This window comes from Ensifer adhaerens (assembly GCF_020035535.1).
Lineage (GTDB): Bacteria > Pseudomonadota > Alphaproteobacteria > Rhizobiales > Rhizobiaceae > Ensifer.
The window spans coordinates 957,855-971,519 of the sequence record NZ_CP083350.1; the positions used below are offsets into that span (position 1 = coordinate 957,855).

A 13,665-nucleotide genomic window follows, 5' to 3' on the forward strand; every position below is an offset into this window, starting at 1 on the left:
CCTCGTAAAGGAGAAACTTGATGATGAAGAACGGACTTGAAGACGTCGTCGCCGCCGAAACGCAGCTCTCCCATGTTAACGGCGAGGCCGGGCAGTTGATCATCCGTGGCGTGTCGCTCGACCGCCTGGTCGGTCACGCCAGCTATGAGGATATCGTGGCACTATTGTTCGGCGGGCTGCTGGGGCCGACGCCGGATCGGGCCGAGCTTGCCAGGCGCCTCGGTGAGAAGCGGGCCGAAGTGTTCGCCCATGTTCGCGCCATCGACGATGCACTGTTGGGGTTGCCGCCCGTCGACATCATGCGCGCGCTGATCGCCCGCCTCCTGGATGGGGACGACCTCGGGACGGCGCTGGGCTTGCTGGCCGCCTCGGCCGTCTTCCTTCCGGCCGCGCTTCGCCTGAAGAGGGGTGAAAGCCCGGTCGCGCCGACGCCGGCGTTGTCGCAGTCTGCCGATATCCTGGCGATGCTCGGCGCAAAGGCACCGAGCAAGGAGCAAGTGGCGGCCCTCGACGCCTACCTCGTGACGATTTCGGACCATGGCCTCAACGCCTCGACCTTCGCCTCGCGCGTGGTCGCCTCCACCAAGGCCGGTCTTACCTCGTCGGTGCTTGCCGCCATCGGCGCGCTCAAAGGGCCGCTCCACGGCGGTGCACCCGGGCCGGTGCTCGACATGCTCGACGCGATCGGAACGCCGGAGAATGCGGAAACCTGGCTTTCTGACGCGCTCGACCACGGCGAACGGCTGATGGGCTTTGGTCATCGTGTCTACCGCGTTCGCGATCCCCGCGCCGATGCGCTGAAGGGCGCGCTGAAACGACTGATCGTCGCGCATCCGGCGAACCGCGATCGCATCCAGCTGGCGGAAGCGGTCGAGCGATCGGCGCTCGCCATCCTCAAGGTGCGCAAGCCTGACCGCCCGCTCGACGTCAACGTCGAGTTCTACACGGCGCTGCTGCTCGACGCGCTGAACTTCCCGCGCGAGGCGTTCACAGGTGTCTTCGCGATCGGCCGGACGGTCGGCTGGATCGCCCACGCCCGCGAGCAGGCGCTGGAAGGTCGGCTTATCCGGCCGCGTTCGCTCTATGTCGGGCCGCTGCCGCAGCAAGCGGCCTGAGGGTCGGCGTGGTTGATCTCTGTCAGCCGACCGACACCATCCGCGCATTTCGCAGGTGTTGTTGAAAGAACGCCTTCAGGTCGCGGAAGTCATCAAAGCCAAGGACCGTCGCAAAACGGGCGACCGTCGTCGGCGAAACGGCGCAGGCGAGCGCGATCGAGCGGGCGCTGCCGAAGGCGACGAGCTCCGGCTTCGCCAGCGCGACCAGAGCGATCTGCTCGAGCTGTTTCGGCAGCCTGAGGGCTCTGGACGCAAACATCCCCTTGAGCTCCGTCATGTCGCCGGGGCGCCTTGGATTTGCATTCGTTTGGGTGCCGGCTTTTATCACGGTGGTCTCCACACAATTCTCCCCAGCCCGACTGCGTCCGCAAAGGGCCTCCCTTCGAAGCGGTCAGGCGCGGGCAATTATTCCCCGCGCCCTCGTTGCTCCACGATTTTTCACTTTACTGTACCGTCTGGACGGTATAGTAACTCAATCATCGTTGATCGCAACAAGACGTTTTCTGGGGAGGAGACGAGCATGCGTTGGATGAAGTGCTTCAAGGCGGCCGCCATGGCCGGTGTCGCATTTGCCGCAACTCCGGCGGCTGCAGCCGAGGTGTCTATTTTCTGCAGCTCGGCCGGTGCCGAGCTCGAACTTTGCCAATCGGCCTCAGAGGCCTGGGCCAAGGAAACCGGCAACACCGTAAAGATCAACAAGATGCCTGCGAACTGGGGCGAGGCGCTGCCGCTCTACCAGCAGCTGCTCGCCGGAAAGTCCGGTGACGTCGACGTTCTGACGCTCGACAACATCTGGGTCGGAACGCTGGCGCCGCACCTGGTCGACCTTCGCGAGAAGGTTCCGGCCGATGAAATCTCCGCCCATTTCGAATCCTCGCTTGCGGACGCGACCATCAACGGAAAGCTGCTGGCAATGCCGTGGTTCGTCGATGCCGGCCTGATGTTCTATCGCAAGGATCTCCTGGAAAAATACGGCAAGGGCGAACCGAAAACCTGGCAGGAGCTGACCGAAACGGCGAAGTTCATCCAGGACAAGGAACGCGCCGGCGGCAGCCCCGACATGTGGGGTTATGTCTGGCAGGGCCGCGCCTATGAGGGGCTGACCTGCGACGCGCTCGAATGGGTTTCCTCCTTCGGCGGCGGCAATTTCATTGCGCCCGACGGTACGATCACCGCCAACAATCCCGAGGCCGTAAAGGCGCTCGATCTCGCCCGCTCGTGGATCGGTAACATCAGCCCCGAGGGCGTGCTGAACTATGACGAGGAAGGCTCGCGCGGCGTCTTTGAGGCCGGCAACTCCGTCTTCCACCGCAACTGGAGCTATGTCTGGGGCACGACCCAGGCTGAGGACTCCTCGCTTCGCGGCAAGATCGGCGTCATGGCGCTGCCGGTCGGGGCGGAAGGCCAGAAATCGAGCGGCTGCTATGGTGCGGGTCTGCTCGGTGTTTCCAAATATGCCGACGATGTGGATGCGGCTGTCAGCCTGGTGCGTTACCTCACCGGCGCGAAAGAACAGAAGCGCCGCGCGCTGCAGGCCTATAGCCCGACCTTGAAGGCGCTTTACGAGGACAAGGACATCCTCGCCGCCAATCCGTCGCTCGCCTTTGCCGAAAAGGCCTATGCCGAAAGTGCCTCGCGGCCGTCACAGGTGACCGGCGCCTCCTACAACCGCGTTTCGCAGCGGATCTTCAACGGCGTGCACAATGTGCTGAGCGGCAAGGAAAGTGCTGCGGATGCGCTCGCCAAGGTCAGCAGCGATCTAGAGCGGCTGAAGGCGCGGGGCTGGTAAGCCCGCCTCGACGACACGGGGTCCGGCGTGACGGACCCCGCCACCACAGGATCTGAGGAAACCAACGTGAATATTGCGATCGCACCGTGCTGCTGGGGCATCTATTGGCCCCAGGGGAATGATCTCGGCTGGACCGACTATCTCGACCGCATCCATGCGGCCGGCTACCGGCACACCGAACTCGGCCCCTATGGCTACTTCTCCACGCACGCCAAGGTGCTTTCGTCCGAGCTGGCGCGCCGCGACCTCAAGGTCGTCGCGGCCGCGCATGTGCATACGCTTGCCGATGCATCCACCTGGCCGGTGCTTGAGGAAAAGGCGCAGGCGATCTGCAAGCTGCTCGCTGACATCGGCGGCACGCATTTCATCCTGATGGACGAGTCGGAATTCTATCCGAAGGACCGCATGGGTGTCGTCGACGAGGCCGGCTGGTGCGCGATGATCGACCAGACGAACCGCGCGGCGACGATCGCGCGCAGCCACGGGCTGCAGTTCAGTTTCCACCCGCATGTCGGCACCTGCGTCGAGCTAGAGGAGCAGATCGAGCGGCTGCTTGCCGATACCGATCCCGATCTCGTCGGGCTCTGCCTCGATACCGGCCACCATGCCTATTGGAAGGCCGACCCGATCGTCTTCTATCGGCGCCACCGCGACCGCATCAATTCGGTGCATCTGAAGAATGTCGACGGTGCCTTCCGCGAACGGGTGCTTTCCGAACACATCCATTCGGACCGCGCCTTCGAAGAGGGCATCATGACCGATCTCGATCGCGGCGTCGTCGATATCGCCGCCTTCGTGTCAGCGCTGCGCGAGACCGGCTACGACGGTCCGCTGGTCGTCGAGCAGGATCTGGCGCTGAACCATCCCGATACGCCGGAAGCGATCGCCCGGCGCAACCATGACTTCGTCTCGAAACTTCTTGCGAACGGGGCCGGCGCATGAAGATCGAAATCCACGATACGCCGGCCGCCATCGGCGAGCGCCTGGCGGAACGGATCATTGCCGGTATCCGGCAAGCGAGTGCTGCGGGCCGCAACTACGTTCTCGGCTGCCCGGGCGGGCGCAGTCCGCTGCCGGTCTATGAGTCACTCGGACACCGTCTTGCCGGCGAGCCCGTCGATTGTTCGCGGCTGATCATCGTGATGATGGACGAATATCTGCGTCCCGCTGAAGGTGGTGGCTTCGTCCCGCCGCCGTCCGAGGCGCATTATTCCTGCCGCGGCTTCGGCGAACGCGAGATCGTTGGTCGCATCAACGCGGCCCTGCCGAACCACTTCCGCATTCCATCCGAAAACTTCTGGATGCCGGATATCGCGGCACCTGGCGGCTACGATCAGCGCATCGCTGCCGCCGGCGGTATCGATCTTTTCCTGCTCGCCTCCGGCGCCGGTGATGGCCACATCGCCTTCAACCCGCCGGGCTCTGCCCGCGACAGCCGCACCCGCATCGTTGCCCTTGCCGAACAGACGCGGCGCGACAATCTTGCGACTTTCCCGGATTTCTCAGGCATCGACGACGTGCCCTCGCATGGGATGACGATCGGCATCGGCTCGATCGCCGAACAGTCGAAAGCCGTCGCGATGATCGTCTGGGGTCAGGGCAAACGCCACGCCTTCCATAGCCTGACGACTGCGCGCGCCTATGATCCGAGCTGGCCGGCAACCATCGCCGTCGAATGCCGGAGCGCCGAACTCTACGCCGATGCCGACGCTGCCCGCGAATGGGGAGCGCGGTGATGGGCCTGCACGCCATCGGTATCGACGTCGGGGGAACGAAGACCAAGGCTTGCCTTGTCCGTCTCGCCGACGGGGCGGTGATCGCCGAGCGCACCGAGCCGACGCCTTGCCAGCAGGGCGGTGCTGCCGTGCTGGACCTGGTGGCCTCGCTCGCCGAGACCATTCGCCACGAAGGTAAAGCGCTTGATGTCGAGGCGACGGGTCTCGGCGTCTGCCTGCCGGAACTGGTGACCGGCAGAGGCGAGCCGGCCTCTGCCTGGAATTTCGACTGGCGCGGCCTCGACTATCACGATCGTCTCGGCGGTTTCGGGCCGCTGCATATCGACAGCGACGTGCGCGCCGCCGCCTTCGCCGAAGGCTGGATTGGCGCAGGCCGCGGTATCGATCCTTTCGTCTACGTGACCATTTCCACCGGGCTCTCGCATTCGCTGGTCATCGGCGGAACGCCCTATGCGGGTGCCCGCGGCTTCGCCATCCATTTCTCCGGCAGCGATCTCGTCGCTTTCTCGGGCGAAGGGCAGGACCAGGCGGTTCGCCACAACCTCGAGCTTTTTGCGAGCGGCAAGGCCTTGGGCGAGCGTTATGGCCGCATGATTGGCCGACCGGACGCAAGCGCGCTGCAGCTCTTTGAAGCCGAAGGTGACGACCCGCAGGCGGCGCGGATGGTGGCCGACGGTCTCCTGTCGCTCGCCTCCTATCTCGGCCAGCTCGTCAACACGCTCGATCCGGCCGTGCTCATTCTCGGCGGCGGCATCGGCGGCGACCCATCGGTCAATGCGCGGCTCGCCGCGCTGACGCGGCCGTTCATCTGGGCCGATGACGCGCGCGACATGCCGATCGTTCCAAGCCTCCTCGGTGATGCGGCCTGCGCCATCGGCGTGGCCGCGCTTGCAAACAGGACTGCCAACCAGACGGTGCGCCAATGAGTGGAATTGCCCTTACCAATGTCGTCAAGCGTTTCGGTGCGCTGACCGTGATCGACAAGGTCAACCTTTCGGTCGCAGAAGGCGAATTCGTCGTCTTCGTCGGTCCCTCCGGATGCGGGAAGTCGACGCTTTTGCGCATGATCGCCGGGCTCGAGGAAATCACCGACGGCGAGTTGCAGATCGGCGGAGCGCGGATGAACGAGACGGCGCCGGCACGCCGCGGCATCGCCATGGTGTTCCAGTCCTACGCGCTCTATCCGCATATGAGCGTCGAGCGCAATCTCGGCTTCGCGCTGGAGACGGCGCGGCTTGCCGGCGGCGAAATCAAGGAGCGTGTGGCGAAGGTTGCCCGCTTCCTGAAGATCGAACATCTGCTCGCGCGTCGCCCGGCGCAGCTCTCTGGCGGCCAGCAGCAGCGCGTCGCGATCGGCCGCGCGCTCGTCCGGTCGCAGAAACTGTTCCTGTTCGATGAGCCGCTGTCCAACCTCGACGCCGATCTGCGCATGGAGATGCGGGTGGAGATCGCTCGCATCCATCGCGAGCTGAAAGCCACCACCGTCTACGTCACCCACGACCAGCTCGAAGCCATGACGCTGGCGGATCGCATCGTCGTCCTGAAGGACGGCCGCATCTCGCAGGTCGGCACGCCAATGGAACTTTACGAGCGCCCGGCCAACAAGTTCGTCGCCAGCTTCATCGGTGCGCCGCGCATGAATTTTCTTGCCGGGACGCTTGCCAATGACGCCGGCGGAAGCCGTCTCGAAGTGCTCGATGTCCCGCACGGCCTTCGGAACTTGGGTTACGAGGGCGAAGTCAGCGTCGGCATCCGGCCCGAAGACCTCATCCTCGGCGGCGGCGATATCCGCCTGCCGGCAACCGTGCAGCTTGTCGAGCCGCTCGGTGGCGAAGCTCTGGTTCACGCGCGCATTGGCAACGGCCAGTCGCTGGTTCTCAAGGTGCAGGGCAAGCCCGATCTCAAGCCGAACGCCGACATCACCGTCGGCTGGCTCACGTCGAAGGCGCATATTTTCGGTGCCGACGACATGGCGCTCTCGGCCAAGGGAGCGTGAGACCATGATGGCGGGTTCAAGATCAACAGGACTGCGGCAGGCGCGCGTTCGCACCGCCTGGCTGTTTCTCGCGCCAAGCCTGCTTGTCCTCACCGGCGTGGCGCTCTGGCCGCTCGGCCGCACCTTCCTCTTTTCCTTCACCGACGCCCTGCTCACCGAGCCGGACTTCTACAGCTATGTCGGTTTCGACAACTACTATGCGCTGTTCGAGGATCCGCTCTGGTGGCAGTCGGTCCGCAACACGCTCTATTTCACCGTCATCTCCGTCACGATCGAGACGGTGCTCGGCCTGACGATCGCGCTGCTCCTGAATTCTCATATTGCCGGGCGCGGCATGATGCGGGCGATCATCCTGATCCCCTGGTCGATCCCGGTCGTCGTCAGCGCGCGCATGTGGCAATGGATGCTGCACGACCAGTTCGGCATCGTGAACCACGTTTTGAAGCTTGCCGGCGTGATTGAGAGTGGGGTCGCGTGGACCGCCAATTCGGCGCTGGTAATGCCCGTGATCATTGCCGTCGACGTCTGGATCACCACGCCGTTCATGGTGCTCCTGATCCTTGCGGGCCTGACGATGCTGCCGCGCGGCATCTACGAGGCGGCTTCGATCGACGGTGTGTCGGCATGGAAGCAGTTCACCTCGCTGACCCTTCCGCTGCTGGCTCCCAGCATCGCCGTTGCCGTGCTCTTCCGCCTGCTCGACGCGCTGCGCATGTTCGATCTGAGCTATGTGCTGTCCTCCAACAGCGACGACACCAAGACGGTCTCGATCTATGCCCGCGAAGTGCTCGTCAACTTCCAGGACATGGGCGTCGGCTCGGCCGCCAGCACTGCCGTCTTCCTGATGATCGCGCTGGTGACGGCGATCTACGTCACCGTCTTCCGTCTCAATCGCCGCCTCATGGGAGTTTGATATGGTCAGGAGCAACACCGGCAAACGCCTGCACAAAATCGCAATCTACGCCCTCTTCGGAATCGTCGCGCTCTACACGATCTTTCCGTTCTACTGGATGATCGCCTCGTCGCTGAAATCGGGGCAGGCGATCTTCGACGTCACCTTCTTTCCGGACCTGAAGTTCAACAACTATGCGGCCATCCTTTCGGACGGTGTCTTCCTGCGCTCTCTGCTGAACTCGCTGATCGTCGCCTTCTCAGTCGTGGCGCTGTCGCTGCTTCTGGCAGTCGGCGCGGCTTACGCGCTTGGTCGCATCGATTTCCGTGGCCGTTCGCCGATCATGATGCTGGTGCTGGCCGTCTCGATGTTCCCGCAGATCGCGCTGCTCTCCGGCCTCTTCGAAATGATCCGCTGGCTCGGGCTCTACAACACGATAGGCTCGTTGATCTTCGCCTATATGATCTTCACGCTGCCATTCAACATCTGGGTGCTGACGACCTTCATGCGCGACCTGCCGAAGCAGATCGAGGAAGCGGCAATCATGGACGGCTGCTCGCCGCTGCGCATCGTGCGCTGCATCTTCCTGCCGATGATGGGACCGGCGCTGGTTTCGACCGGGCTGCTCGCCTTCATTGCCTCGTGGAACGAGTTCATGTTCGCGCTCACTTTCATCCTCACCGACGAGAACCGCACCGTGCCGGTGGCGATCGCTTTGATCTCCGGGTCGAGCCGCTACGAATTCCCCTATGGGGCGATCATGGCCGCCTCGACCATCGTTACGGTGCCGCTGATCATTCTCGCGCTCATATTCCAGAAACACATCGTCTCCGGCCTGACCGCCGGCGCGGTCAAGGGTTGATTGCCTCAGACAGGAGGCAGAAAGGGTACTCACATGCGTGTCGTTCGTGTTGGTTTGATCGGGCTTGGCGAAGTCAGCCAGCTCATGCATCTACCGATCCTGGCCGATTATCGCCATCTCTTCGAAATCGCCGGCGTCTATGACGTTTCGCCGAGCCTGACGGCCTATTGCTCGACCCGTTATCCGGGCGCGAAGAAGTATGAAACGGCGGAAGCGCTCGTCTCTTCGCCTGACATCGATGCCGTCTTCATCCTGACGCCGGACCAGACGCACAGTTTCTATCTGGAGATGGCGCTTAAGGCGAAGAAGCACGTCTTCCTGGAAAAGCCCGCCTGCCTGACGCTCGGCGAAATCGACACGGTCGCGCCGCTGGCAGAAGCCGCCGACCGGCTGCTGTTCGTTGCCTATATGCGCCGCTATTCGCCAAGCTTCCTGCGCGCCAAGGCGATGATGCCGGCCGAGAGCGATGTGCGTTACGTCCGCGTCCGCGACATCATCTGCGAAGGCCCGTTCTTCATTCGCCAGACGCGCAACATCTTCTATCCTGATGATCTCGACGCCGCGTTCCTGGCAGAATCCCGCGCGCAGACGACGGCGCTCCTGAAACAGGTGGTCGGCGACGACGCGCCCGCCGATCTGATGCGTGCCTATCAGGTACTGACAGGGCTTTCGTCGCACAGCCTTTCGGCGATGCGCGAATTGATCGGTCTGCCGAAGCGGGTGATTGCCGCCCATCACAAATGCAACGGCGAGTCCATCGTCGCGCTGTTCGACTATGGCCACTTCACTGCGATCTACGAAGCCATGATCGACAACGTCGCCCGCTTCGACGCGCGCATCGAGGTGCTGTCGGATCGTCGCCAGCTGCGTGTCAGCTACGACACACCGTATATCCGCAACCTGCCCACCACGCTCGAGGTGATCGACAGCACCGATACCGAGACCGAAACGCGGACCTTCGGTCCTGACTATACCGATCCCTTCGCCCTGGAACTGCGTGCCTTCCACGACCATCTCACCAATGGCACAAAGCCGAAGACGACGCTGTCGGACTCGCGCGAGGACCTGGCACTGATGGCCGAGATCGTCGGTCGCCTGCGCGAGAGTTCGGGGCTATAGCAGGACACGTTTCACACACTTGAGTTGTATCGATATGGCAAAACGCGAAACCGCACGTGACCGCATTCTCACCGCCGCCGAAGCGATCGTCGTCGGCAAGGGCGTGTCGTCCCTCACCTTCGACGAAGTGGCGGAACAGACCGGCCTCAGCAAGGGTGGTATCCTCTATCACTTCGCCAGCAAGGACGCGCTGGTGCGGGCGATGGTCGAGCGTTTCGTCTACCGTTTCGAGACCGGTCTCTCCGGGCTCGAAACCGAGGACGAGGACCCGCATGGCCGCTACACCCGCGCCTATGTGCGGGCGACGCTCGGCGAGGCCACAAGCACCGGCGATCAGTATGACCGCCTGGGTGCCAGCATCACCGCGGCGCTGTCGAACTTCCCCGACCTTCTGGAGATCGTGCGCCAGCAAAACATCCGCTGCCAGGCATCCGTTGAAAACGACGGCCTCGACCCGGTCGAGGCGACGATTACGCGACTGGCGGTCGAGGGCATGTGGCTGGCGGAGGTCTTCAACGTCATGCACCTCGACCCCGAAATGAAGCGCGCCGTCACCGCCCGCCTGCTGGAGCGGACGCACGCGCAAGCACCGCCGAAATAGCGCGCATCGCGCGCTGACATCCCCCGCATCGGCGCGCCTCTCGCGCCCAAAACCAAGGAGTTTTCCGATGGGATACAAGCCGTCTCCCCGTCCTGTCTTCGATCGTCCCAGCCACGTTCCCTATGCCGGCGTGACGCGGCATCTCTGGGGTGAAGAAAATGCCGGGCTCGTCGACGACTGGATCTACGCCTCGACGGAAAGCATCCACCAGATCGTATTCGGCATGCAGCCCGGCGGTTGCTTCAAGCATACGGAGGCATTCCGCACGATCTTCGGGGCGGACGAGCTTCTCTACGTGCTGAGCGGCACGCTCGGCCTCGCCAACCCAGAGACGGGTGAATTCTGCATCGCGAAGGAAGGCGAGGCGCTGTTCTTCCGCAAGGACACCTGGCACCACGGCTTCAACCTTGGCAACGAGCAGGTCCGCGTGCTGGAATTCTTCGCGCCGCCGCCGGCCAAGGGAACCTCGGGCCCTTATGCGCGCACCAAGCCCTATATCGAGATCGAGCAGTCGCGTTATGGCCAGAGCGAGTTCATCGGCCGCTGGCCGATGGAGGCCGAAGCGCAGCGGAAGGCAAGGACAATCCATCCGATGCGCGATGCCGATCTGCTTTTAAGCCTCGATCGGCAAACGCAGGGCGCCTATACCGGCCTCTACTGTGCGACCGACCAGCTGACCGTCGGCAAGACGACGTTGCTTTCGGGAAAGCGCACCGGAATGGAGCGTCACCAGGGCGACGAGTGCCTCTACGTCGTGTCGGGCACGCTCAACATTCATGTGCCGGAAGCGGAGGGGCAGGTCTGGTTCGAACTCAACCCGCGCGATGGGTTCTATATTCCGGCTGGGTTCGATCACCAGTATTTCAACATGACCGGCGACAAGGTGGAGTTCATCTTCGGCGTCGCGCCGGAGTACTGATCTCAGACAAAAAATACGGCAGTACCCGGTGGATACTGCCGTATTTGAAAACAGGAAGTACGCTGAAAAGAACGTTGCTTCCGAAATAAGTCGGCGGCCCTTAGGCCGCCTTCTTTGCGTCGAAGGGGATTTCGATGTCGACGGCGAGCGTCGAGACCTGGGGGCCGCGTTCCATCGTCACCCGGACCTTGTCGTCGTCGATCTGCATGTGCTTGGAGATCGCCTGGAGGATTTCGTCGCGCAATTTGGTGACGAGATCGCTATCGCCGGCGGATGCGCGCTCATGGGCCAGCAGCACCTGCAGCCGTTCGCGGGCTGCCGGCGCTGACTGTGTGCGGGAGAAGAAACGGAAAAGGTTCATGCCGCTTTCCTTCCGAAAATCTTGCCGAGGAAGCTGCGCTTCTCGCCGGGAATGGTGATCGGCAGGGCTTCGCCCTTGAGCCGGCGTGCCGCGTCGAAATAGGCCAGCGCCGGGGCGCAACGATTGTCGGCCAACGTGACCGGCGAGCCGACGTTGGAGGCGCGCAGCACGTCAGCGCTTTCCGGGATGATGCCCATCAGCGGGATCGACAGGATTTCGAGCACGTCGTCGACCTTCAGCATGTCGCCGCGCTCGGCGCGAATCGGGTCGTAGCGGGTCAGCAGCAGGTGCTTTTCCATGCGCTCGCCGTTTTCGGCCTTGAGAGTCTTGGAGTCGAGCAGGCCGATGATGCGATCGGAGTCACGCACCGACGAGACTTCCGGATTGGTCACGACGATGGCGATATCCGCATGGCGCATGGCGAGCGTGGCGCCACGTTCGATGCCGGCGGGGCTGTCGCAGATGACCCAGTCGAAGGCGTTCTGAAGGGCGGCGATGACCTTCTCGACGCCTTCCGGCGTCAGGTTGTCCTTGTCGCGGGTCTGGGAGGCCGGCAGCAGGTAGAGAGTCTCCAGGCGCTTGTCGCGGATCAGCGCCTGCGACAGCTTGGCCTCGCCCTGGATCACATTGACCAGGTCATAGACGACGCGGCGTTCCGCGCCCATGACGAGATCGAGATTGCGAAGACCGACGTCAAAGTCCACGACGACGACCTTCTCGCCGTTCTGAGCGAGTGCGGCGCCCAGTGCGGCGCTGGACGTCGTCTTGCCGACGCCGCCCTTGCCCGATGTAACTACGACTACCTTGCCCATTCGTCTCTCCAAGTATCTAAGAATTCGCCTTCGCCTACATCCTCATGATCCCGGCCGGATCGACCTGAATCACCAGATGCGGATGGCAAGCATCCACACCTTTCCTTGCCTCGGCCTAACCGAGTGTTCCGGCCTTCAGCTCTTCGCCGTCGAGCCAGATCTGCACGGCCTTGCCACGCAGGTTCTGCTCCATGTCGTCGGCCGTCTTGTAGAAGCCGTCGATCGCAATCAGTTCCGCTTCGAGCTTGCGGCAGAAGATCCGCGCCGAAGCATTGCCCGTGGTGCCGGCCATCGCCCGGCCGCGCAGGGCGCCGTAGATATGGATCGAGCCGCCGGCGACGACTTCGGCGCCCGAAGCGACCGAGCCGATAATCGTCACGTCGCCTTCGGGGAAGAACAGCGACTGGCCGGAGCGCACGGGCTGAGTGACGACGATCGACGGCGTCGCCTTGGTGGCAAGCGGCTCTGCCGAGATCACTGCTCCCGTGGCTGCTTCCGCTTCCGGCGCCTCGGCCTTTTCGGCCTGTTCTGCCATCTTGGCTTCGTAGTCCGCCGCCGGGCGACCGTCGTTCATCGCGGGCGGAAGGTCGGCGCCGAGCAGCGACTGGCGTGCGCCCTCGATGCCCATGATCCGGACATTGCGTTTGCTGAGCTGGTCCACGAGTTCGCGTAGTTGCGAACGATCGATTTCGAGGCCATCGACGTCGAGCACGACCGGACGCCGCAGGAAGAAGCCGGCGGAGCGGGAAGCCAGATCGTCGAGCCGGGTAAGCCAATCCTCGAGGGGGAGCTCGGGGGTCAGCGCTAGCGCAAGGAAGGATCGCCCCTTGAGGCGGATCGGCCGGGATTCGGTTAACACATCGTTCATCTTGGTAAATTTTCCGTTGCTTCGATGTACCGAGGAAATGGTTAACAAATGGTTAATTCGGCATTGCGAAGGTTAATGAGATGGCTCTCGCGGGCCGCCTTCCGGCACTGAAAAACAAGGGAAATCGCTCGTCGAAACAGAGCGATCTTTTAACCGTTGTTGCCCTGGCTATGGTGGATTTGACCGTCTGCTGCGCGCCGCCGAGCAGGTGAATCACCCATCCCGTTGCATGCGAATCGCCCGGCCTTGCGAAGGGAGTTGACATTGGAGTGCTAAAATAAGAACATAACGTGAACAGATGGAGGTTTCCCATGAACCGGAGAGAAACCATGACCCATACGGAAGAAGTGATCGAACGCGCCATGGCTGCCGTCGCAGCCGCCCGGAAGAAGCGGGAACGCGAAGCGGAATGGCGCAAGCGCACGTTTGGACGCATCGACATGACGCCGCCGCTGCCGCGTCTGAAGCGCGGCGGCGTGCAGCTCTCGCTGCGGCTCGACGGTTCGGCGCGCTGACAGTGAAACGGTTGTCTTGCAACCGGCGAACCGAGGAAAATGCGGGAGCGGCCCGGGCGTTGGTCGGCCTGGGAGCCTCA

16 protein-coding genes are annotated in these 13,665 nt (G+C 63.1%); 12 read left to right on the forward strand and 4 right to left on the reverse strand.

Going from position 1 to position 13,665, the window contains the following annotated elements:
* The first annotated feature begins 23 nt into the window (after window positions 1-23).
* Window positions 24-1,115 (forward strand): citrate synthase/methylcitrate synthase, encoded by a 1,092-nt coding sequence (locus LAC81_RS24800; protein WP_223730317.1) that lies wholly within the window; start codon window positions 24-26, stop codon window positions 1,113-1,115.
* A gap of 22 nt (window positions 1,116-1,137) precedes the next feature.
* On the opposite strand, the gene LAC81_RS24805 is transcribed toward LAC81_RS24800, so the two are convergent.
* Window positions 1,138-1,374, reverse strand: coding sequence for a transcriptional regulator (locus LAC81_RS24805; RefSeq protein WP_223729804.1), 237 nt, complete (start codon window positions 1,372-1,374; stop codon window positions 1,138-1,140).
* 261 nt (window positions 1,375-1,635) lie between these two features.
* Here LAC81_RS24805 and LAC81_RS24810 point away from each other — a divergent pair, with 261 nt between their 5' ends.
* The 10 genes from LAC81_RS24810 to LAC81_RS24855 all read left to right on the forward strand — a co-directional run bounded on the left by LAC81_RS24810 (window position 1,636) and on the right by LAC81_RS24855 (window position 11,029).
* Window positions 1,636-2,904: an ABC transporter substrate-binding protein gene (locus tag LAC81_RS24810; protein WP_223729805.1), complete on the forward strand. Its 1,269-nt coding sequence runs from the start codon at window positions 1,636-1,638 to the stop codon at window positions 2,902-2,904.
* Window positions 2,905-2,970: 66 nt separating this feature from the next.
* Complete coding sequence (locus tag LAC81_RS24815; protein WP_223729806.1) at window positions 2,971-3,846, forward strand: sugar phosphate isomerase/epimerase family protein; 876 nt, start codon at window positions 2,971-2,973, stop codon at window positions 3,844-3,846.
* Entirely contained in the window at window positions 3,843-4,640 is a 798-nt protein-coding gene (locus LAC81_RS24820; protein ID WP_223729807.1) for a 6-phosphogluconolactonase, read from the forward strand. Before LAC81_RS24815 ends, LAC81_RS24820 begins: the two co-directional genes overlap by 4 nt.
* Window positions 4,640-5,566: an ROK family protein gene (locus tag LAC81_RS24825; RefSeq protein ID WP_223729808.1), complete on the forward strand. Its 927-nt coding sequence runs from the start codon at window positions 4,640-4,642 to the stop codon at window positions 5,564-5,566. Before LAC81_RS24820 ends, LAC81_RS24825 begins: the two co-directional genes overlap by 1 nt.
* A complete protein-coding gene (locus LAC81_RS24830; protein WP_223729809.1) occupies window positions 5,563-6,636 on the forward strand; it encodes an ABC transporter ATP-binding protein in 1,074 nt (357 codons plus the stop codon). The genes LAC81_RS24825 and LAC81_RS24830 overlap by 4 nt, the downstream gene beginning before the upstream one ends.
* Window positions 6,637-6,643: 7 nt before the next feature.
* On the forward strand, window positions 6,644-7,549 hold the full coding sequence (locus LAC81_RS24835; protein ID WP_223729810.1) for a carbohydrate ABC transporter permease: 906 nt from the start codon (window positions 6,644-6,646) through the stop codon (window positions 7,547-7,549).
* A 1-nt stretch (window position 7,550) separates the two neighbouring features.
* A complete protein-coding gene (locus tag LAC81_RS24840) occupies window positions 7,551-8,390 on the forward strand; it encodes a carbohydrate ABC transporter permease (protein ID WP_223729811.1) in 840 nt (279 codons plus the stop codon).
* A 33-nt stretch (window positions 8,391-8,423) separates the two neighbouring features.
* The gene (locus tag LAC81_RS24845) at window positions 8,424-9,509 is read left to right on the forward strand and encodes a Gfo/Idh/MocA family protein (protein WP_223729812.1); all 1,086 of its coding nucleotides are present in this window, start codon (window positions 8,424-8,426) and stop codon (window positions 9,507-9,509) included.
* Between the two features lie 34 nt (window positions 9,510-9,543).
* A complete protein-coding gene (locus tag LAC81_RS24850; protein WP_043618747.1) occupies window positions 9,544-10,110 on the forward strand; it encodes a TetR/AcrR family transcriptional regulator in 567 nt (188 codons plus the stop codon).
* A gap of 67 nt (window positions 10,111-10,177) precedes the next feature.
* Complete coding sequence (locus tag LAC81_RS24855; protein WP_223729813.1) at window positions 10,178-11,029, forward strand: cupin domain-containing protein; 852 nt, start codon at window positions 10,178-10,180, stop codon at window positions 11,027-11,029.
* A 100-nt stretch (window positions 11,030-11,129) separates the two neighbouring features.
* On the opposite strand, the gene minE is transcribed toward LAC81_RS24855, so the two are convergent.
* The 3 genes from minE to minC all read right to left on the reverse strand — a co-directional run bounded on the left by minE (window position 11,130) and on the right by minC (window position 13,070).
* Complete coding sequence (gene minE, locus LAC81_RS24860) at window positions 11,130-11,390, reverse strand: cell division topological specificity factor MinE (protein WP_034798387.1); 261 nt, start codon at window positions 11,388-11,390, stop codon at window positions 11,130-11,132.
* Complete coding sequence (gene minD / locus LAC81_RS24865) at window positions 11,387-12,202, reverse strand: septum site-determining protein MinD (protein ID WP_113540809.1); 816 nt, start codon at window positions 12,200-12,202, stop codon at window positions 11,387-11,389. Before minD ends, minE begins: the two co-directional genes overlap by 4 nt.
* A gap of 115 nt (window positions 12,203-12,317) precedes the next feature.
* Window positions 12,318-13,070 carry a septum site-determining protein MinC gene (gene minC / locus LAC81_RS24870; protein WP_223729814.1) on the reverse strand — a complete coding sequence of 251 codons (753 nt, stop codon included), beginning with the start codon at window positions 13,068-13,070 and terminating at the stop codon, window positions 12,318-12,320.
* Window positions 13,071-13,399: 329 nt separating this feature from the next.
* Here minC and LAC81_RS24875 point away from each other — a divergent pair, with 329 nt between their 5' ends.
* Entirely contained in the window at window positions 13,400-13,585 is a 186-nt protein-coding gene (locus LAC81_RS24875; RefSeq protein ID WP_057252114.1) for a hypothetical protein, read from the forward strand.
* Window positions 13,586-13,665 lie beyond the last annotated feature (80 nt).

Bases quoted from the DNA above. Each gene is read 5' to 3' on its own strand.
- LAC81_RS24800 (WP_223730317.1), top strand. From the start codon at position 24: ATGAAGAACGGACTTGAAGACGTCGTCGCCGCCGAAACGCAGCTCTCC.
- LAC81_RS24805 (WP_223729804.1), bottom strand. From the start codon at position 1,374: ATGTTTGCGTCCAGAGCCCTCAGGCTGCCGAAACAGCTCGAGCAGATC.
- LAC81_RS24810 (WP_223729805.1), top strand. From the start codon at position 1,636: ATGCGTTGGATGAAGTGCTTCAAGGCGGCCGCCATGGCCGGTGTCGCA.
- LAC81_RS24820 (WP_223729807.1), top strand. From the start codon at position 3,843: ATGAAGATCGAAATCCACGATACGCCGGCCGCCATCGGCGAGCGCCTG.
- LAC81_RS24825 (WP_223729808.1), top strand. From the start codon at position 4,640: ATGGGCCTGCACGCCATCGGTATCGACGTCGGGGGAACGAAGACCAAG.
- LAC81_RS24830 (WP_223729809.1), top strand. From the start codon at position 5,563: ATGAGTGGAATTGCCCTTACCAATGTCGTCAAGCGTTTCGGTGCGCTG.
- LAC81_RS24835 (WP_223729810.1), top strand. From the start codon at position 6,644: ATGGCGGGTTCAAGATCAACAGGACTGCGGCAGGCGCGCGTTCGCACC.
- LAC81_RS24840 (WP_223729811.1), top strand. From the start codon at position 7,551: ATGGTCAGGAGCAACACCGGCAAACGCCTGCACAAAATCGCAATCTAC.
- LAC81_RS24845 (WP_223729812.1), top strand. From the start codon at position 8,424: ATGCGTGTCGTTCGTGTTGGTTTGATCGGGCTTGGCGAAGTCAGCCAG.
- LAC81_RS24850 (WP_043618747.1), top strand. From the start codon at position 9,544: ATGGCAAAACGCGAAACCGCACGTGACCGCATTCTCACCGCCGCCGAA.
- LAC81_RS24855 (WP_223729813.1), top strand. From the start codon at position 10,178: ATGGGATACAAGCCGTCTCCCCGTCCTGTCTTCGATCGTCCCAGCCAC.
- minE (WP_034798387.1), bottom strand. From the start codon at position 11,390: ATGAACCTTTTCCGTTTCTTCTCCCGCACACAGTCAGCGCCGGCAGCC.
- minD (WP_113540809.1), bottom strand. From the start codon at position 12,202: ATGGGCAAGGTAGTCGTAGTTACATCGGGCAAGGGCGGCGTCGGCAAG.
- minC (WP_223729814.1), bottom strand. From the start codon at position 13,070: ATGAACGATGTGTTAACCGAATCCCGGCCGATCCGCCTCAAGGGGCGA.
- LAC81_RS24875 (WP_057252114.1), top strand. From the start codon at position 13,400: ATGACCCATACGGAAGAAGTGATCGAACGCGCCATGGCTGCCGTCGCA.